This window comes from Vibrio sp. 661 (assembly GCF_033339315.1).
Classification (GTDB): Bacteria; Pseudomonadota; Gammaproteobacteria; order Enterobacterales; family Vibrionaceae; genus Vibrio; species Vibrio alginolyticus.
The window spans coordinates 43314-60754 of record NZ_JAWOUJ010000003.1; the positions used below are offsets into that span (position 1 = coordinate 43314).

The following is a 17441-nucleotide window of genomic DNA, read 5'->3' on the forward strand; positions in this document are numbered from 1 at the left end:
AATGCCTCTTTAAACGGCTAGTTTGCCAACGCTGGTGTAAAGGTCTGGACGACGGTCGCGGAACAAGCCCCATGCGTGACGCGCTTTCGCTGTCGCAGCAAGGTCGATTTCTGCGTAAATGATGGTTTCACCTTCACGTGGTGCTTCGGCAATTTTTGCACCAGTGTGGTAAGTGATAAAAGAAGAGCCGTAGAACGTCGTCTCGATACCATCATCGACTTCAGTGCCCACTCGGTTTGACGCAATCACTGGAACGAGGTTTGCTGCCGAGTGACCTTGCATTGTACGTTGCCAGTGGTCACGTGAATCCAGTGTCGGATCTTGAGGCTCAGAACCGATTGCAGTTGGGTAAAAAATCGCTTCCGCGCCGTGCAGAGCCAAGCTGCGTGCAAGCTCTGGAAACCATTGGTCCCAGCAAATGCCAGCACCGAACTTACCGAACTTGGTTTGCCACACTTTGAAACCGGTATCGCCAGGGCTAAAGTAGTACTTCTCGCTGTAGCCCGGGCCGTCAGGAATGTGTGACTTGCGGTAGTTATCTAGTACCGTACCATCGGCATCAATCATCACTAGCGAGTTAAAAAACGTATTGCCCGCTTTTTCAAAGTAGCTGACAGGAATCACCACGCCGAGCTCTTTAGCCAACGCACTCATCTCTTTAATAAGACGACAATTCTCCGTTTCTTCTGCAAGCTCAAAATACTTCGCTTCTTGTTTTTTGCAGAAGTAAGGTGCAGCGAACAGCTCTTGCGGAAGAATCACGTTCGCACCGTTTTGTGCTGCTTCGCGAATCGCCTTTTTGGCTTTAGCTAGATTTTCTTCCAGGTCCCAGTTTTTCGTCAGTTGAAGGGCTGCAAATTTCACTACTTTGCTCATTGGATATTCCTTATCTCTTAAATCGCCAGTTTGTCACGTAGGTTGTAGTAAGCCGCGCCCATTGCCGTAAACGGAATTTGGAAGTGGCGGCCCCCCGGGAAGGAGTAATGTTTCAGAGCCGCAAACGCGTCAAAGCGTTCTGCGTGTCCAGTCAAGGTTTCAGCCAACAACTTACCTGCTAGGTGAGTACACGTTACGCCGTGACCGCTGTAGCCTTGTAGGTAGTAAATGTTGTCTGCAAACGAGCCAAATTGCGGCATGCGTGAGTAAGTCAGTAAGAAGTTACCCGTCCAGGTGTAATCAATCTTGATGCCTTTCAATTGTGGGAAGACTTTCTCCATCTTCGGACGAATCAGTGATTCGATGTTTTCTGGGTCACGTGCACCGTAAACTACGCCACCTCCGAACAACAAACGCTTGTCGGCGGTTAAGCGGAAGTAGTCAAGCAAGTAGTTACAGTCTTCAACGCAGTAGTCACTGGTTAGCACTTGTTTTAACTGCTCATCACTCAAAGGCTGAGTCGCTACCACTTGCGTGCCACACGGAATCGCTTTGTTGCTGATGTTTGGTGCCAAACCACCAAGGTAGGCGTTACCTGCCAGTACCACGTACTTGCTCTTCACGCTGCCTTGCGCCGTTTTCACTACTGGGTTAATCCCTTTGTCAATCGACACGACCGCCGACTGTTCGAAGATTTGGCCACCCAGAGAAATAAACGCAGCGGCTTCACCTAACGCGAGTTTAAGCGGGTGAATGTGACCACCGCGCATATCCAACAAGCCACCAGTGTACACTTTGGTGCCTACCGCTTGTTCTACTTCTCCTGCGTCAAGCAGAGTCAGTTGGTCGTTGCCGTAACGCTCCCAGTTCTTCTTATGTTCTTCTAGCCCTTTGAGTTGTTTACTGTTCAGTGCCGTGAACAAGCCGCCTTGCTTGTAATCACAGTTGATGTCGTATTTGTCGATCAGGCCACGGATGATATCGCCGCCTTCAAAAATCATATCGCACAGAGCTTTGGCTTGGTTTTGGTCGTAACGGCTTTCAATCACGTCAACATCTCGGCTGTAGCTGTTAACGATTTGGCCACCGTTACGACCAGTTGCTCCAAAGCCCACTTTTGCGCTTTCTAGCACAACAACTTTAAAACCTTTTTCTGCAAGGTGTAGTGCAGAAGAAAGACCAGAAAATCCCGCACCGACTACACACACATCGCACTCGATGTCGTTTTGCAACTGTGGGTATTCCGGCATGTTTGGCACAGAGTGCGCGTAGAACGAATCCGTATGCTTGTTCATAGAACTATTCCTTTATTTATCGTAATCGTCAGCAGGCTTAAGGATGGAGGCGAATCCAAGTGGTTTTGGTTTCGGTGAATTTTGCAATCGCGTGGAGAGACTTGTCTCGACCATTTCCGCTCATTTTGAATCCGCCAAATGGGACCGTCATGTCACCTTCGTTGTAGTTGTTGACCCAAACCGAGCCGGCTTGCAGTCGTTTTGCTACGCGATGAACGCGGTTGATATTGCTGCTCCAAAGTGCAGCACCTAAGCCGTACTTCGAATCGTTAGCGATCTCAATTGCTTGCGCTTCATCTTTGAATGGAATGACACACAGCACCGGACCAAAAATTTCCTCTTGGGCGACACGCATCTTGTTGTCGACGTTGTCTAAAATGGTTGGGGAAACAAATGCGCCCTGCCCATCGACATCGCCACCACAACGTACGTTTGCACCTTCTGATTCACCTAACGAGATGTATTCCAATACTTTTGATTTATGATCTTGGTCGATGAGTGCACCCATGGATGAACTTGGGTCCATTGGGTCTTTTGGCGTGAACGCTTTCGACGCTTGAATAACTTTTTCTATAAACTGATCTTTGATGCTTTCGTGAACAAGCAGGCGGGTTGCCGCGACGCACACCTCACCTTGGTTGTAGAAACACCCTGCGGCGGTGTCTGCTGCTGCGCGGTCTAAATCATCACAATCTTCAAACACGATGTTCGCGTTCTTGCCGCCCGCTTCTGCAAACACACGCTTTAGGTTGCTCTCACCCGATCTGACCATCAGTTGACCTGCAATGCGCGTCGAGCCTGTGAAGGCGATGCAGTCTACGTCTTGGTGTTTCGCCAGCGCGTCGCCAGCTTCATGACCAAAACCCGTAACGACTTGGAAAACGCCTGTTGGTAAGCCCGCTTGAGAAGCAAGTTGACCTAGGAATATCGCGGTGAGAGAAGATTTTTCTGACGGTTTTAGAATCACGCTATTACCAGCCGCTAAAGCAGGGCCAAGCTTCCAGCACGCAAGCCAAAGTGGGAAGTTCCACGGTACAACCGCAGCAACCACACCAATCGGTTGATGAGAAATAAAAGCGTGTACATCTTTTTCGGTTGGGGCAACTTCGCCGTATACTTTGTCGATTGCTTCTGCGTACCAGCGTAATGCACTCGCCGCACCAGGAATATCGGTAGAGAAGCTGTGAGAGATAGGCTTACCGGTATCAAGCGTTTCTAGCAGAGCCAATTCTTCTTGGTTTTGATCAATCAAGTCAGCAAACTGTTTAAGCACTGCTTTGCGATGAGCTGGGCTGCTCTCGCTCCACTGACCGGATTGAAATGCTTGGCGAGCGTATGAAACTGCGAGATCAACATCTTCATTTTGGCAACGGGCGATTTCGGTGAATATCTCATCTGTTGCTGGGTTAACTACCGGGATGGTTTGCCCTGTTAAAGCAGCACTGTATTCACCGTTAATGTACGCCCTGTTTTCGATGTTTAGATTGTTTTTTAGTTCAATCCATTGCTCTTGGGTTTTCATACGCTCTCCTTGTGATCACACAAGGCAAGCCCCCACTAAAATGTGGTTGGCGTATGCGCACTTATCATTCGACAAGCCTTGTCTGTGTGATTTGTAAATCGATGGGGCTTCGTCGTATCAATAATGTACGACTCGCCCGCTGTTATGACATGAGATTGCCCTTTATATTCCAGAGTGATTTCACCCTCTAATACGGTGCCAATCTCTTCGCCTTCGTGTTTGATTTCTGCCGCACCAGTGGTTCCATAAGGTGCGTATTCCTCGATCAAGAATCCGATGACTTGATCTTTGTCGCCATTCGTTACCAGTTTCATGGACACCGTCTCGCTCCCGATTTCCACAAGATCTGACGGCTTGATGACTACTTTCACTTCATCGTTCGAAGGTTGTTCAAAAGTGAAAAACTCTGATAACGATAAAGAAAATACATTAACGATTTTTTGTAGTGAGCTGACCGACGGGCTCACTTTGCCATTTTCAATGGATGAGATTGCACTGTGGGTAATACCAGCGCGCTCGGCTAGTTCCCTTTGTGACAATCCATGTTTTTTTCGTAACTGAACAATATTTTTACCAATCTCTTGATTGTCCATTCATACAGCTCCAAACGTTTAACGAGAGGTAGCCATCATAAATTCATTGAACAAAATTTGAGAGAAATGATTGGTTTTTGCTTCCCATTCTGGGTGCCACTGCACGCCAACGAAAAATTTTTGATTAGGAAGACTAAATGCTTCTACCAAGCCATCCGGGGCTTTAGCTTCTACTTGTAATAGAGGAGCAAGCTGATCGACGCCTTGGTTGTGTAGTGTGTTCACTTCAAAGAAGGTGGTATTTTCCCAATGATTTTGCACCAGCCATTGTTCAAATAAGCTCTGCTTTTGAACTAGCACAGCGTGTGCTGGCGCGTATTTTTGTTCGAAATCTTCAACAGGCGCTTCACGATGGTCATTGAATCCGGAGTCATGAACGGCTGAGTTTAACGAGCCACCAAGTGCGACATTCATCTCTTGAAAGCCGCGGCAAATACCAAGGCACGGAATGTTTTGGTCAACCGCATGACGAATTAACGTGAATGAGAGCTCATCACGAGCTTCATCTTTGTAGCTCTCTTCGTGCGTTGCATTGTATCGATGTGGCGCAACGTTAGAGTGGCTGCCAGGAAAAAGAAAACCATCACATATGTCTAGGATGGTGGTTACGTCATCGCCCGACATGTCGGGAGCCAACATAATCGGTAGTCCTCCAAAATCCTTTATGGCGCGAAGGTAAAAGTCGTTGACCGCTTGTATCTGATAGCCACCCAACTCTTTAGCGCAGCTAACCACACCAATGATGGGTTTGTGTGTATCTGCCATGATATGTCCGTGTTCAATTTATTTAACACAAACCCTACAAACCATGTACAAAATTATCAACAAAGATGACCATTATTATCGTCACAACGTGATCTGGCGCACTTTTTAGGCTTCAAAACTGAATATTTATGCTCATTATATTGAACAAAACAAAACCAACTGTTACAAAATAGTTAACAGAAAGACATAAAAACCAGCCGTTAAACATCAAAAGCACAGTGTAAGTGCATGTTTAAATTAAAAATAACCTGAAAAACAAACAACTCGTTCAGAGTGCTGTAATTTATTTGTTAATTTGGTTATTTCTAATTTCTACTCGTCAGGCTATTTGGAGAAGAAAATGGAATCGTATCTACAGGAAGTACAAAATTTTAAACAAAAATGGCCCGATATTGAATTTATCGATCTCATCTTTACCGATATAAATGCCACCCCAAGAGGAAAACGCATCCCGATAGATGCTCTAGAAAAACTGAATAAAGGTGTTGCCCTCCCCCTTTCGACCATCACCCTAGATAGCAAAGGTAACGTCGTTGAAACGGCCGGGTTGGGAGAAGATCTCGGAGAACCAGATAATCTCTGCTATCCAATCAGCGGCACCTTAATGCCGACGGCAAAAGAACAAGTTGGTCAGCTACTGCTTAGTATGATGGATGAAACCGGGCAGCACCCTAACCCACTGTTCATCCGAAACATTCTCGCTTCTATATTGCAAACACTGCATGCTAAAGACCAATATCCTTGTGTCGCGCTCGAGCTGGAGTTCTATTTAATAGACAAAACCCGCGGCGAAAATGGCGAACCATTAACGGCAATTAACCCCACGAAAAAAACTCGAGAAAAAGATACCGAGGTTTACGACCTTGATGGACTAGATGACTACGCTGATTTCTTGGCCGACCTTAATCGAATTGCATTAGAACAAGGTTTAAACACTTCCGGAGCCCTATCTGAATCGGCCCCAGGGCAGTTCGAAATCAACTTCAACCATTCTAAAGATGTACTTCGAGCATGTGATGAAATCATCATCGCAAAACGCTTGATTCGCCAGGTCGCTCATCAGCACGGATTTGACGCCACATTTATGGCGAAACCTTTTAGTGAGCAAGCGGGTAATGGCATGCACATTCATCTCAGCTTGGTTGATACAGATGGTAACAACCACTTTAGCCAATCAGACGGTCAAGCGAGCGCCTTCTTCTATCAAACCATGGCAGCGATGCTGTCACAAACATCCGATGCCATGGCCCTAATCTGTCCTAACGTTAACTCTTACCGTCGCTTTGTTCCTGGCGCTTACGTCCCGACCAAAGCCGATTGGGGAGAAAACCACCGCGGTGTTGCGTTGCGTGTGCCTATCAGCGATAGCAAAAATCGCCGTATAGAGCATCGTATAGCAGGCGCTGACGTTAACCCATACATTCTCGCTGCAGTAGTACTTTCCGCAGTATTAGCGAGTGAAAGCTACACCAAAGATCAATGTCCACCGACTCTCAGTGATGATGCAATTGAGTTACCTCTGCGTATGTCAGAAGCTCTAGAGCGACTGGAGCACAGTGAGCTAGCTCAATACATCTCAAGAGATTTTATCGATTTGTATCTAGCTTGCAAACAGAGTGAACTCGCAGAATTTGAGCGAGCGATTACTCCATTGGAAATCGACTGGATGTTGCACTCGGCATAAACAAAGGAAATGAACTTTATGACTACGCAGACCAAGGCGCTGGATGCGCCTCTTAAAATCAACTCTCAACACATTATTGTTTCTTTAATCTCGGTTGCGACGTTTGTCTTTTTTACCACAATCGGTTTGAACCATGAGGAAGGCGAAGCCTACGGATGGATGAGTCTTTTACCAACGGCGTTGGTATTGGTCTTTGCGCTGACAACACACCGAACTGTGGAAGCCCTCTTTAGCGGCGCTATTGCCGGTGTTCTTCTGCTTAACCCAACTGAAGCGGTGGAACAGATTGTTGATATTTCCATGAGTGTAATGATGGATGAAACTATTGCTTGGATCATCCTCGTTTGTGGTTTGATGGGCGGCCTAATTGCTATTTTGGAGAAAGGCGGCAGTATCTTAAGCTTCTCCGACATGCTGGTCACGAAAGTAAAAAGCCGTAAGCAATCGATGCTGATGACCTTTGCTTTAGGTATTCTGATCTTTATCGACGATTATTTGAATGCGATTGCAATTTCTTCCTCAATGAAAAAAGTTACGGACGGCTACCAAATCTCGCGTGAAAAGCTCTCATATCTTGTGGATTCAACCGCCGCGCCTATCTGTATCCTCGTACCGATTTCCACTTGGGCAATTTTCTTCAGTTCGTTGCTAGAAGCAAACGGAGTAGCAGAAGCGGGAGATGGTATCAAAGCATACATTGAAGCTATTCCATACATGGCTTACGGCTGGGTAACGCTGGTGATTGTTTTGCTGGTTGCAATGGAAAAGGTCCCAGATCTAGGCGCGATGAAAAAGGCAGAAAAGCGTGCGAAGAATGGTCAAGTTCGTCCAGACGGTGCAACAGATGTCGACTTTGGTCCCGATGTATCTGCACATACCAACCCAACCATGGGCCTTGTCAACTTCTTGTTACCAATGATCGTACTTGTTGCCGCAAGTTGGTACTTTGGTATCGATCTACTTGCTGGTGTTTTCGTCGCGTTAATCTTTACTATTAGCTTTTACGGCGCACAAAAACTGATCTCGATGAACGACATGTTCGAAGCTGTTTATGATGGCATTAAAGTTATGCTACTGCCGCTTGCGACCGTTATTGGTGGTTTCATGTTGAAATCGGTCAACGACTCATTGGGCGTCACACAATATGTCATTGAGACCGTCAGCCCTTACCTGTCAGCGTCTTACTTCCCGGCGATTATCTTTATGATTACGGGCGCGTTGGTATTTGCAACGGCATCGTCTTGGGGAACGTTTGCAGTAGCGATGCCAATTGTTCTACCTTTGGGCGAACAGCTTGGTGTGCCTCTACACTTAACCGTTGCAGCGCTGCTTTCAGCATCAGCGGCAGGGAGCCACTCTTGTTTCTTTAGTGACTCAACCGTGTTATCTGCACAAGGTTCGGGCTGTACAGCAATGCAACACGCAACCACACAGTTTCCTTATGCGTTGATTGGTATTGTTGCAACCGCGATTTTCTTCTTCATCATCGGTTAGCCCCTTTATCTAATTGCAAAACCCTGCTCAAAAATAGCGGGGTTTTGTTCTATCAAGTCAAATGATCCTCTTAAAACTACTTTACGCCCGTTCAGTATAAAAATACTCAAAGATATACAGCTGCACTCAATAAGGGTTTGGTAAACCTAATATTTTTGGTTTACGCTTAGCGAAGCGTTTATTGTGCAACAAGGCAGCTTTTGAGTAACTTAAATGCCGCCTTAATACAGTGTTAACGGTTGGAGAGACATGAAAAAGTTAGCCCATGAGATATGGATATTTGACGGAGATCCCGTCCAATTCTTAGGACTCCCATACACCACTCGTATGACTATTGTTAGGCTTTCTGATGGTGGCCTTTGGATTCATAGTCCAATTAAGTTATCAAATTCGATTAGAGAGCAAATCAACAATCTAGGCCAAGTGAAATACTTAATCGCTCCTAATCATTTACACCACTTGTTCTTATCTGAATGGGTATCTGCCTATCCTAGCGCAGAAGTTTATGGCACAAATGAAGTCATTAAGAAGTGCCGTGATATACACTTTCACGCTTCACTTAACCAAGGCGGTAATGCTTGGAACTCTGAGATTGAACAAGAACTATTTTCTGGCTCTCCATTAATGGAAGAGTGTGTGTTTTATCATCGACTTTCAAAGACCTTAATTGTTACTGACCTCGTCGAGAATTTTTCTGGCCAGAACTTTAACTACTGGCAGCGGTTTGTGGCTAAAGGGGCCGGTATTCTTGCTCCGAATGGAAAAATGCCTTTGGATTGGCGCCTAAGTTTTATGTTTAGCAAACAAGAGGCTCGAAAACACTTAAATAAATTGCTGTCTTGGAAACCTAATATATTGGTTATGGCTCACGGTGAAATCGTCCTTGATAATGCAGACGAGTTCTTACAGCGCTCTTTTAAGTGGCTAGTATGAGACAACATTGAAAACTCACACAACAGAATAGACAAGAAGCTATTTTAAAACATTAGGCCCTTTTAGCTTAGTCTTAGGGACGAATTTACAGCACTACACGTTATGTTTAACGATAAGCTCCCCTATTCCTCTTAATTGAGCATTATGCAGCAATTTAAAATTCCGTTAGAATTGCACTTCAAAAACTTCAATGCGAAGAATTCTGGACATTGATACGGACATAAGTTCAAGAGTTAACATAACGCAATAGCAATCTCTTACTAATTATTTTGCATCGAGACATTGGCATACTCCCGAAACAAACCCTTCTACTCTAAAGGTTTTGTTAATAACAGTTGCCATGCTTGTTAGTTATTCTCGTTGAACTCAGTATCTTGAAGTTGTTTGAATATATAAATTTAAAAAAAAGAGACATAAGATGCACAAAAAACTCATCATTCTAAGCTTGCCTATTCTATTAGCTGCATGTGCGGCACCAAAGTATACGGTAGAAACAATCTCGAAAGAAAATCAGAGCAAGGAAATCACCATCGTAAAAGACAACGCCACGCGAGATGTTTTCTTAGATTCGATGCAAGACTGGTGTTTGGATACCGCCCATAAATGCACAGTCGTAAGCGACGGCACGCCTCCTGTTAGCTCTGAGCTAACACTTACTTACGTATCACGCTGGAGCTGGGATTTTAGAACATTTATCGCTGATGCTCAGATCAAAGCCTACAAAAATAACGAAAAAGTAGGACAAGTTGAATTTAAAGCACCAAACAGCGCGAATCCAGATAAATGGGGTAAAGACAACAAACGAATCATTTCGATGATGGATCTGTTATTCGGTAAACAAACCGTGAGTGAGGCTCAATCCAAGATTAAGCTGGGCGAAATGTAATGAGCCGAACAATTGCCCATTTAACAAGCATCATATATTTGTAGAGAAAGATAGGAATGTTTAAGTGACTGAAGTCAAAACCATTGGGCTTTTCTTTATAACCGCCATTGCAGAAATATTAGGCTGCTACTTACCTTATCTCTGGTTAAAGGAAGATAAGTCAGTTTGGCTTTTGGTACCAGCAGCGCTATGCCTTGCTATGTTTGCTTGGCTTCTATCTTTACATCCTACCGCAACTGGCAGAGTTTATGCCGCTTACGGTGGTGTCTATATTTTTGTCGCAATTCTATGGTTGTGGTGTATCGACGGCGTTCGACCAACGCTCTGGGACATAGTGGGGGTTTCTGTCGCTATGCTTGGCATGTCAATCATCATGTTTTCACCCAGAGCATCCTAAACGTAACCGAGGGAAACCCTTACGCTTAGTATTTTGGCTATGTGCTAGATTTATTGATTAATAACATTATGACGTAATTGCTACATAGCCAAAGTACGCTTGGGCTTCACCCCAAAACAGCGCTATTTATAGGAGATACTAATGAACCATGCAGTGAAGGCAAGATTTGATGAGTATCCAAAACATGTGCGTATTCGGATAGAAGAGCTACGAAATATCGTCTTAACTATCGCTTCTGAATTAAAACTGGGGGAAGTTGAAGAATCTCTAAAATGGGGAGAGCCAAGCTACAGTGTGAAAACAGGTAGCCCGGTAAGGATGGATTGGAAACAGAAAACGCCTAGTCGTTATTATCTGTTCTTTAATTGCCAAACTAAGCTCGTCGACACATTCCGCGAACTGTATAGTGACTCACTTGAGTTTCAGGGTAATCGAGCAATAATTCTATCTTTATCAGCACCTTTGCCAGAAGCTTCAATCAAGACCTGTTTAGAATTAGCATTAACCTATCAAAAGCGAAAGAACTTACCTCTTTTAGGTATGTAAGATCGCTTAATAAAACTATTTACGGCCGATTAACCATATTCAACTACTCTACCTTTGTATCCTTTTTAATGCTTCCGCAGTAAAGTTTTAGATTAAGTGGTCACGTTAATAGCGCCGTAACCAAACTAGTAATATCGAAATAAAGAAGAGTTTATGAAATCAAAAATCTTGTTCTTACTTATGCTTGGAGCTCATTTCAATGCTTTTTCAGCGACGAACTATCAAGTCAATGTGGTAGTAACAGAGCCTCAATCAACATTCATTTTTCCGACTTTTGAAATATCCTCTAAAGGAAAAAGCAAAACCAGTTTTGTCGACGGCTGCACGTACTTAGGGACCCTTTCAGAACCGAGCAAAAATAGTATACAGCTTGAAGCTACCATGTCATGCAACCAAGATGGCTCTACGTCAAGGATGGAAATGCCGGTATTTGTGCTCAACTCCGAGGGTCAAAGCGCGAGTTATGATCTTGTAGAAAACGGGATCGTGATGTGGAAATATTCTGTAGAAGTTAAGCCGTCACTTAAAAAGTGATATATCAGAAATACTAAAGTAACAATCAGCACTATTAACCGCCGTTTAAGTGTAATAGGTATATTCTTTACGACTTAATGACGTTACTTGTTGCCGCAAGTCTCCAACTCATGTACAAAGCAGCCCTAATTTTAATAGGAGCTAAGTGGCATGAATTTAATTGTACGTCAGGTAACTTTAGGTGATGCTGAAGGCATTACAAACGTCCTCAATCCCATCATTATTGAAGGTTTATACACTGTATTAGATACGCCTTTCACACCTGAAGAAGAAAAAGAGTTCATTACTCATTTCCCAGAACGGGGCGTGTTTACAGTCGCTTTATCCGAAAATAGCTCACAAGTCATTGGTTTCCAAAATATCGAGCCCTTTGCACAATATACAAAAGCTTTTGACCATGTTGGCATAATTGGTACGTTTGTTAGTGACGGTGCTCGTGGCCAAGGTGTGTCTAAACAGCTTTTCAAATCGACATTCGAAGTAGCCAAACAAAAGGGTTACGAAAAACTATTTGCGTACGTTCGCAGCGATAATGAGCGAGCGTTATCAGCCTATCTCAAACAAGGCTTCGAAATCGTAGGGACCGCGAAGAAGCATGCAAAAGTTCGTGGGAAATACGTAGACGAAGTCCTCATTGAGAAGTTTTTGTAGGTGTTATGTCGCTAAACACTAAGCACGCATATAAGAACATTTGAACCAAGACTCAATTTCCGTCGTAGAAATCTCTTTTCTAAAATAGGTTATTTGAAATGAAACTGACCTCGGAAACTGAGTCAAGAATAATAGAAATGGCATGGGAAGACCGCACCCCATTTGAGGCTATCGAATTTCAATTTGGTTTGAATGAATCCGACGTGATTCAGTTTATGCGTAGCCGGCTCAAATCAAGTAGCTTTAAATTGTGGCGTAAAAGGGTTTCGGGGCGCAATACAAAACACAACAAGCTACGAAACTCAGACATCATTAGAGGTTATTGCCCAACTCAATATAAGCCGCGATAGCGAACTGCACTTGGCATAAATTTTTATTACGAATCGCAACATTTATCGCCCTACCTTTGAACCAACTTCATGATTGGAGGGGAATAGTCACCACTTAATTCAACCTAGGTGTTTCAGGGCGATAATAAATTCAATGGGAGTCATCTTAACGTCCTCAGTCGCCATCAAACTAATGATTCCACAGAAAAGATTGATACAAAACGCCCACTAAAAGTAACTCAGATTAAGGCGTCATTTAATCCGTGTATCAATCTCTTTTACCTTCTGTTTAGGCACTAGAATCACTAACCTTCTATTTTATCTTTGAAGGCACAGATAAAAAGCTGCATGATTAAAAAGGAAAAATAGCGGATAACTGTTTAACAAGCACTCGGAGCTTGGAGGCAATTTTGAACAAATTACTTATGATGTTTGCGTTGGTTTCTTTACCTTGCTTGGCTTCTGATGATGTTGAAGATCCCTGCAAAGTAAAAGGCGGGGGCGTTATGGCTGGTTATCAGTGTGTAGAAAAGAAGATGGAATCTGCAGATAAAGAGCTTAACGAAAGTTACAAGGAAGCAATCGCTAGAATAGGTGAGGAAGAAAAAGCACTAAGGAAAACATGGTCTCAGACCGAACTGGTAGAGCCATTTCGAAAGGCCCAAAGAGCTTGGCTAAAATACAGAGACGCCGAATGTGAATTTACGGGCCTGTCTTCCACACCCTCACCCTGGCAAGGTGTCCAGATTGAAGAGTGTAAGTTAAGAATGACGTTAGAACGCGTCGAGTACTTCAATGGAGTATACGTAGGCTAAACGGATTACATCTAACAAAGCACTTCAATAAGATTCGCAACTCTTGGCAATTTCAGTTTAAATGTACTCGGTGTTTAAGATGCAAACGTTCAGGTTGAGTGGTCGCTCCGCTTACTACTTAACCCTGCGTTGTGCGTAAAGCTAATATGGGTGTGAAATAATTATGGAAAAAGACGATTTAGTTGGGCTAGTAGTTAAGTATTTCGAGAAAATAGATGCCGGTGATCCTAGCTATCTGGATCTATTCTCAGAGGATGTTGATTTTTTCTTTCCTAAATTTGGGCAAGCGAAAGGAAAGAGTGCCTTAGTGGAGTTTGGCAATAGGATTGGTAGCTCGTTGATTAGTATCTGGCACGACATAGACGGCTTTCAAATAACGACTGCTGGAAACAAGGTCATTGTTGAAGGACAGGAAGGCGGCGTAATGAGTGATGGTACCTCTTGGCCGGACAACAAAGTTTCCACAGGGCGTTTTTGTAGTGTATTTGAGTTTGAAGGAAAAATGATAAGTCGTATGTTTGTGTACGTAGACCCTGACTTCCCGAGTCGAGATTTTGAGAGAATTTCCGTGCTGTCAGGCGAGAGCAACGTGCGACAAACTGTTCAAGCCTGAATACTACCGTTACCGCATAGCATCTTTGTTATGCGGTAGTATTCGTAGTTAAGGTGTGTTGAGGGCTTTGATATCGCTTTACTCACACCTTATCAGTGCGTTAGCCACATTCCCTTACTGATAGAAATGCTACTTTCTTCAATCGTCCTGTATTATGATAATGAAAAAGATTGCATTAATTTTAAGATTAAAGTGAACCAAAAATTTTTTCTAAAACTACTCCCTGTCCCTTTTCTTCTAGCCGGTTGCCAGTCTACGCAAAGCCAGCTACAGCCTATACCTGAAAACGTATTATCAAACCTATCGACTCAATGGGCAGTGGTAGAGGCCTGTTTTCATTCCGATGCTTATAGCTTAGAGCAATCGGTAAACTATCGAGAGGCCATTAACTATTCTTTTTCTACTTGGCTAGTCGATCAGTCCGATATCGATCAGTCGGTAAATGAAGCTCGTGTAGCGTTATCAGAATATCAGTCTCAGAATGATGGTTTAGGAACAACATGTAAGGATTGGCACCTACCCCTAGAATCTGGATTGCGAGAAGTTAACAATCATAAGAATCAAGTGGCGATAGACCAACAGCGAGCACATGAAATACATAAAGCAAACGCTTCTAAACCTGTGACGTATTCAACACCAGCATCTACTTCGACTAGTAATGTTGTTCACTGTTACAAATTGGAAGACGTTAGCTTGAATAAGAACATTCAAACCTTTAATGGAATGATATGCCCTATAGGCTGGCTTAAATATTATGGCTATTAATGTATTTGATTAATACAGCACTTAAGAATGAACTCTAAGTTTAATTTTTAGTTCAAGATTGGGTTTCTTGTTTACAATGTTATGTTTCCAGTTGGATTACCGTATTCGAATAGATTGACGAAGTTAATCAATATATGTGTATTGATGCTTACTTTTTATCGAGTTATCTTTGTTTGATAGCCATTAAAACGAGTAAGGAAACAAAGTGACTGTGTTAACAAAAGGCATACACCACGTAGGTTTAACCGTATCTAACCTAGAAGCAAGCGCGAAGTTTTTCACTGAACAATTAGGTTGGAGTGAAGTAAAAAGAAATCCAGACTACCCGGCAATATTTGTGAGTGATGGGCATATCATGCTTACACTATGGGCGGCTAAGGCTGATGCCGCCACTCCATTTGACAGAAAAACGAATATTGGTTTGCATCACTTAGCTTTACTGGTAGAGACTGAGAAGCAACTCGATGAGTTGCGTGATCAATTTATGGCGTCGGGAATCGAAATTGAGTTTGGTCCCGAGCTTGTTAAAACAGGACCCGCAAAACATTTAATGTGTTACGACCCAAGTGGTATTAGGGTTGAGTTTTTCTGGGCGGGCTCATAAAACAAACATAACAAAGTTTTATAATAGGGATTTGGCACACATGGCATTGTTAGTTTGCACCGCCTTTGGTGTTTAAGGTGCTCAGTAGAAGCTTGCGTATTGAATGCCCCTCCCCTCCTACTACACATTTTGCGACTTACGAGTAAGTCCAAAAGGATAAATGTTATGTATAAAATCGGCGTTGTTTTATTTGATGATTTCACGGATGTCGATTTCTTTCTTATGTATGACTTGCTGGGGCGCACAACCGACAGTTGGACAGTAAGTATACTTGGAACTAAATCTGAACATCATTCCCACCTCGGTATGAAAGTTAAAACAGACGGACACCTTTCTGAGGTGACGAATCAAGATGTCGTTCTTATTACAAGCGGCAAACAGGGTATTCCAGCCGCTTTAAAAGATGCTGAATTTATGTCAGCGTTGAATCTTGATCCAAATAGGCAGCTAATAGGTTCGATTTGTGCGGGATCATTCATCCTCCATGAACTCGGTTTACTAAAAGGCAAGCGATTAACAACAAACCCAGATGCAAAGGCTGTTCTACAAAGTATGGGAGGAGATGTTCAGGATCTGCCTCTCGTGATAGACGGTAATGTAGCGACGGCCGGTGGCTGTCTTTCACTGATGTATCTAATTGGTTGGTTAACAGAGCGGCTATTTGACTCAAACAAACGAAAAGCTATACAAAATCAATTGATACCTGCTGGGCAATTAGAGCTGTTTGAAGAACTTATTGCCACAACTATTCAATCAGCAGAGTTAGCAAGCTCGGATAACAAGGCGTTAAATAATCATTCATAACATGTGGTGTTTTACATTACGTTAGTTTTAGTGTTTAGGGTAAGTCACACATCAGTCTTGTGTGACTTACCCTTGAACATAACGCCACTTGGGGAAATTAACTTACAGGGAGTAAATCAATTGGTAAAAATGTACGGTTCTGAAGAGACAAGAGCGTTTTGCTGTAATTGTAAAGAAGTAACGCTGCATCGGTACGAAAGCTTCTCTAAAGCGCAGGAAAAGACCGAGAAAAAAGCTAAAGGTTTCTTCTCAGGTCTATTTGCAGCAATAATTAGCTCATTAATGGAAGGCGAAGCGACTGGTGACTACAAATGTACAATATGCGGCACCAATCTTCACACGCCAGATAATTTAGATTAATAGTCATTGTCTCTAATGCCACGGCTAGTGGCACGCAACATGATTTATAGACGGCTCTAGTGGGTTTGAAGCGTATACACCTTATGCATTGCATTTAGGGTTTTGAGGTTGTGTTGCGGATCAAGTAGTGCGCTTTTATCTCTAACAAGGGGCTAAAGCAGAGCAAAAACAAGGGACAAGAAAAGAAGTAGTTTTACTTGAGTATCAATGAATTACAGACACAAAAAAGCCCACCAAAAGGTGGGCTTTTTCTAAAATTTGGTGGGTCCGGGCGAACTCGAATCGCCGACCCCTACCATGTCAAGGTAGTACTCTAACCAACTGAGCTACGGACCCAAATTTTTATGTTCCTAACCATTCAATTCAGAATGGTGCGTCCGAGTGGACTCGAACCACCGACCCCCGCCATGTCAAGGCGATACTCTAACCAGCTGAGCTACGGACGCATTTCTCTGGAACGACGAGGATATTAGCTATAAGCGAACGACGGTGCAAGCACAAATTTACCAACTTTGAACCGTTTGGCGAAAATGTAAACTCAACACGCGTTTTCAGATGATTTTATCGACAAGGACTGAGCCTGCAGGGTTTAAAAGTGTGATCTATATAACTTTTATTATCTCACTTAATTGTCGTAAGGCACTTCACTGAGCATCCAAATCTGTAAGGTTTGCGATACCTTAGGGCAAGTGCCGAACAAAATCTGATATTTAGGTTTAAATGGTTCGCCGATATAGGTTGTACGGATCAACTCTCCTGTTTTGACGTCTACTTGAGTGCTCACCCTGCCTTTGAAGTTTTGAAATATGACAAACTGCTCACTGTGGTAAACCATTTGCTCTCGGTAAAACAAGAAATGATCTTGGGGTGTCTCTGTCAATTCACACTCCAGTGGTTTCAAATTAGGTATCGCACTAGCATTCGATGCGATGAACAACGCCGATAAAATCCATCCGTATCGCATATGGCTGCCCT

At 43.4% G+C, this 17441-nt stretch carries 21 protein-coding genes and 2 tRNA genes; 15 read left to right on the forward strand and 8 right to left on the reverse strand.

All coding sequences use genetic code 11. The features are described 5' to 3' along the window. Positions 1-9: 9 nt before the first annotated feature. The 5 genes from aguB to R7P69_RS08225 are packed head-to-tail and all read right to left on the reverse strand — an operon-like array spanning position 10 to position 5051. Positions 10-876 carry an N-carbamoylputrescine amidase gene (gene aguB, locus R7P69_RS08205; protein ID WP_238952306.1) on the reverse strand — a complete coding sequence of 289 codons (867 nt, stop codon included), beginning with the start codon at positions 874-876 and terminating at the stop codon, positions 10-12. 17 nt (positions 877-893) lie between these two features. Continuing rightward, complete coding sequence (locus tag R7P69_RS08210) at positions 894-2171, reverse strand: NAD(P)/FAD-dependent oxidoreductase (protein WP_053303134.1); 1278 nt, start codon at positions 2169-2171, stop codon at positions 894-896. 37 nt (positions 2172-2208) lie between these two features. Further along, complete coding sequence (locus R7P69_RS08215; protein WP_176310937.1) at positions 2209-3693, reverse strand: aldehyde dehydrogenase; 1485 nt, start codon at positions 3691-3693, stop codon at positions 2209-2211. A 35-nt stretch (positions 3694-3728) separates the two neighbouring features. Further along, positions 3729-4286 (reverse strand): HTH-type transcriptional regulator PuuR, encoded by a 558-nt coding sequence (gene puuR, locus R7P69_RS08220; protein ID WP_005377813.1) that lies wholly within the window; start codon positions 4284-4286, stop codon positions 3729-3731. Positions 4287-4304: 18 nt separating this feature from the next. After that, positions 4305-5051, reverse strand: coding sequence for a gamma-glutamyl-gamma-aminobutyrate hydrolase family protein (locus tag R7P69_RS08225; protein ID WP_238952305.1), 747 nt, complete (start codon positions 5049-5051; stop codon positions 4305-4307). A gap of 340 nt (positions 5052-5391) precedes the next feature. Between R7P69_RS08225 and R7P69_RS08230 the strand changes: the two genes are divergently transcribed. From R7P69_RS08230 to R7P69_RS08300, 15 genes are all read left to right on the forward strand, one after another. Continuing rightward, the gene (locus R7P69_RS08230) at positions 5392-6735 is read left to right on the forward strand and encodes a glutamine synthetase family protein (RefSeq protein WP_238952304.1); all 1344 of its coding nucleotides are present in this window, start codon (positions 5392-5394) and stop codon (positions 6733-6735) included. Between the two features lie 18 nt (positions 6736-6753). After that, on the forward strand, positions 6754-8229 hold the full coding sequence (locus tag R7P69_RS08235; RefSeq protein ID WP_054576461.1) for a Na+/H+ antiporter NhaC family protein: 1476 nt from the start codon (positions 6754-6756) through the stop codon (positions 8227-8229). Positions 8230-8478: 249 nt separating this feature from the next. Next, the gene (locus R7P69_RS08240; RefSeq protein WP_042522525.1) at positions 8479-9162 is read left to right on the forward strand and encodes a DUF4336 domain-containing protein; all 684 of its coding nucleotides are present in this window, start codon (positions 8479-8481) and stop codon (positions 9160-9162) included. 418 nt (positions 9163-9580) lie between these two features. Beyond that, positions 9581-10048: an Sbal_3080 family lipoprotein gene (locus tag R7P69_RS08245; protein WP_005385757.1), complete on the forward strand. Its 468-nt coding sequence runs from the start codon at positions 9581-9583 to the stop codon at positions 10046-10048. A 64-nt stretch (positions 10049-10112) separates the two neighbouring features. Further along, positions 10113-10445: a YnfA family protein gene (locus R7P69_RS08250; protein WP_005377819.1), complete on the forward strand. Its 333-nt coding sequence runs from the start codon at positions 10113-10115 to the stop codon at positions 10443-10445. Between the two features lie 141 nt (positions 10446-10586). After that, a complete protein-coding gene (locus tag R7P69_RS08255; RefSeq protein ID WP_017633973.1) occupies positions 10587-10991 on the forward strand; it encodes a DUF1801 domain-containing protein in 405 nt (134 codons plus the stop codon). 153 nt (positions 10992-11144) lie between these two features. Next, positions 11145-11525: a hypothetical protein gene (locus R7P69_RS08260; RefSeq protein WP_138939935.1), complete on the forward strand. Its 381-nt coding sequence runs from the start codon at positions 11145-11147 to the stop codon at positions 11523-11525. 150 nt (positions 11526-11675) lie between these two features. Further along, positions 11676-12176, forward strand: coding sequence for a GNAT family N-acetyltransferase (locus R7P69_RS08265; protein WP_017633971.1), 501 nt, complete (start codon positions 11676-11678; stop codon positions 12174-12176). 98 nt (positions 12177-12274) lie between these two features. Next, the gene (locus tag R7P69_RS08270; protein ID WP_005377824.1) at positions 12275-12526 is read left to right on the forward strand and encodes a TIGR03643 family protein; all 252 of its coding nucleotides are present in this window, start codon (positions 12275-12277) and stop codon (positions 12524-12526) included. 404 nt (positions 12527-12930) lie between these two features. Then, a complete protein-coding gene (locus R7P69_RS08275) occupies positions 12931-13320 on the forward strand; it encodes a lysozyme inhibitor LprI family protein (RefSeq protein WP_065274430.1) in 390 nt (129 codons plus the stop codon). Between the two features lie 163 nt (positions 13321-13483). After that, the gene (locus R7P69_RS08280) at positions 13484-13933 is read left to right on the forward strand and encodes a nuclear transport factor 2 family protein (protein WP_005377826.1); all 450 of its coding nucleotides are present in this window, start codon (positions 13484-13486) and stop codon (positions 13931-13933) included. Between the two features lie 192 nt (positions 13934-14125). Beyond that, positions 14126-14698, forward strand: coding sequence for a hypothetical protein (locus tag R7P69_RS08285; protein WP_225466652.1), 573 nt, complete (start codon positions 14126-14128; stop codon positions 14696-14698). Positions 14699-14903: 205 nt separating this feature from the next. Further along, a complete protein-coding gene (locus tag R7P69_RS08290; RefSeq protein ID WP_017820909.1) occupies positions 14904-15302 on the forward strand; it encodes a VOC family protein in 399 nt (132 codons plus the stop codon). A gap of 165 nt (positions 15303-15467) precedes the next feature. Then, complete coding sequence (locus R7P69_RS08295) at positions 15468-16106, forward strand: DJ-1/PfpI family protein (protein ID WP_017820908.1); 639 nt, start codon at positions 15468-15470, stop codon at positions 16104-16106. A gap of 129 nt (positions 16107-16235) precedes the next feature. Beyond that, positions 16236-16466 carry a hypothetical protein gene (locus R7P69_RS08300; RefSeq protein ID WP_017820907.1) on the forward strand — a complete coding sequence of 77 codons (231 nt, stop codon included), beginning with the start codon at positions 16236-16238 and terminating at the stop codon, positions 16464-16466. Between the two features lie 259 nt (positions 16467-16725). Here the strand turns inward: R7P69_RS08300 and R7P69_RS08305 are convergent. The 3 genes from R7P69_RS08305 to R7P69_RS08315 all read right to left on the reverse strand — a co-directional run bounded on the left by R7P69_RS08305 (position 16726) and on the right by R7P69_RS08315 (position 17430). Continuing rightward, positions 16726-16802, reverse strand: a tRNA-Val gene (locus R7P69_RS08305). Between the two features lie 33 nt (positions 16803-16835). Beyond that, a tRNA-Val gene (locus R7P69_RS08310) sits at positions 16836-16912 on the reverse strand. A gap of 179 nt (positions 16913-17091) precedes the next feature. Then, positions 17092-17430 (reverse strand): hypothetical protein, encoded by a 339-nt coding sequence (locus R7P69_RS08315; protein ID WP_053303140.1) that lies wholly within the window; start codon positions 17428-17430, stop codon positions 17092-17094. Positions 17431-17441 lie beyond the last annotated feature (11 nt).

Bases quoted from the DNA above. Each gene is read 5' to 3' on its own strand.
- aguB (WP_238952306.1), bottom strand. From the start codon at position 876: ATGAGCAAAGTAGTGAAATTTGCAGCCCTTCAACTGACGAAAAACTGG.
- R7P69_RS08215 (WP_176310937.1), bottom strand. From the start codon at position 3,693: ATGAAAACCCAAGAGCAATGGATTGAACTAAAAAACAATCTAAACATC.
- R7P69_RS08275 (WP_065274430.1), top strand. From the start codon at position 12,931: ATGATGTTTGCGTTGGTTTCTTTACCTTGCTTGGCTTCTGATGATGTT.
- R7P69_RS08225 (WP_238952305.1), bottom strand. From the start codon at position 5,051: ATGGCAGATACACACAAACCCATCATTGGTGTGGTTAGCTGCGCTAAA.
- puuR (WP_005377813.1), bottom strand. From the start codon at position 4,286: ATGGACAATCAAGAGATTGGTAAAAATATTGTTCAGTTACGAAAAAAA.
- R7P69_RS08230 (WP_238952304.1), top strand. From the start codon at position 5,392: ATGGAATCGTATCTACAGGAAGTACAAAATTTTAAACAAAAATGGCCC.
- R7P69_RS08280 (WP_005377826.1), top strand. From the start codon at position 13,484: ATGGAAAAAGACGATTTAGTTGGGCTAGTAGTTAAGTATTTCGAGAAA.
- R7P69_RS08210 (WP_053303134.1), bottom strand. From the start codon at position 2,171: ATGAACAAGCATACGGATTCGTTCTACGCGCACTCTGTGCCAAACATG.
- R7P69_RS08240 (WP_042522525.1), top strand. From the start codon at position 8,479: ATGAAAAAGTTAGCCCATGAGATATGGATATTTGACGGAGATCCCGTC.
- R7P69_RS08255 (WP_017633973.1), top strand. From the start codon at position 10,587: ATGAACCATGCAGTGAAGGCAAGATTTGATGAGTATCCAAAACATGTG.
- R7P69_RS08245 (WP_005385757.1), top strand. From the start codon at position 9,581: ATGCACAAAAAACTCATCATTCTAAGCTTGCCTATTCTATTAGCTGCA.
- R7P69_RS08235 (WP_054576461.1), top strand. From the start codon at position 6,754: ATGACTACGCAGACCAAGGCGCTGGATGCGCCTCTTAAAATCAACTCT.
- R7P69_RS08300 (WP_017820907.1), top strand. From the start codon at position 16,236: ATGTACGGTTCTGAAGAGACAAGAGCGTTTTGCTGTAATTGTAAAGAA.
- R7P69_RS08270 (WP_005377824.1), top strand. From the start codon at position 12,275: ATGAAACTGACCTCGGAAACTGAGTCAAGAATAATAGAAATGGCATGG.
- R7P69_RS08315 (WP_053303140.1), bottom strand. From the start codon at position 17,430: ATGCGATACGGATGGATTTTATCGGCGTTGTTCATCGCATCGAATGCT.
- R7P69_RS08260 (WP_138939935.1), top strand. From the start codon at position 11,145: ATGAAATCAAAAATCTTGTTCTTACTTATGCTTGGAGCTCATTTCAAT.
- R7P69_RS08265 (WP_017633971.1), top strand. From the start codon at position 11,676: ATGAATTTAATTGTACGTCAGGTAACTTTAGGTGATGCTGAAGGCATT.
- R7P69_RS08295 (WP_017820908.1), top strand. From the start codon at position 15,468: ATGTATAAAATCGGCGTTGTTTTATTTGATGATTTCACGGATGTCGAT.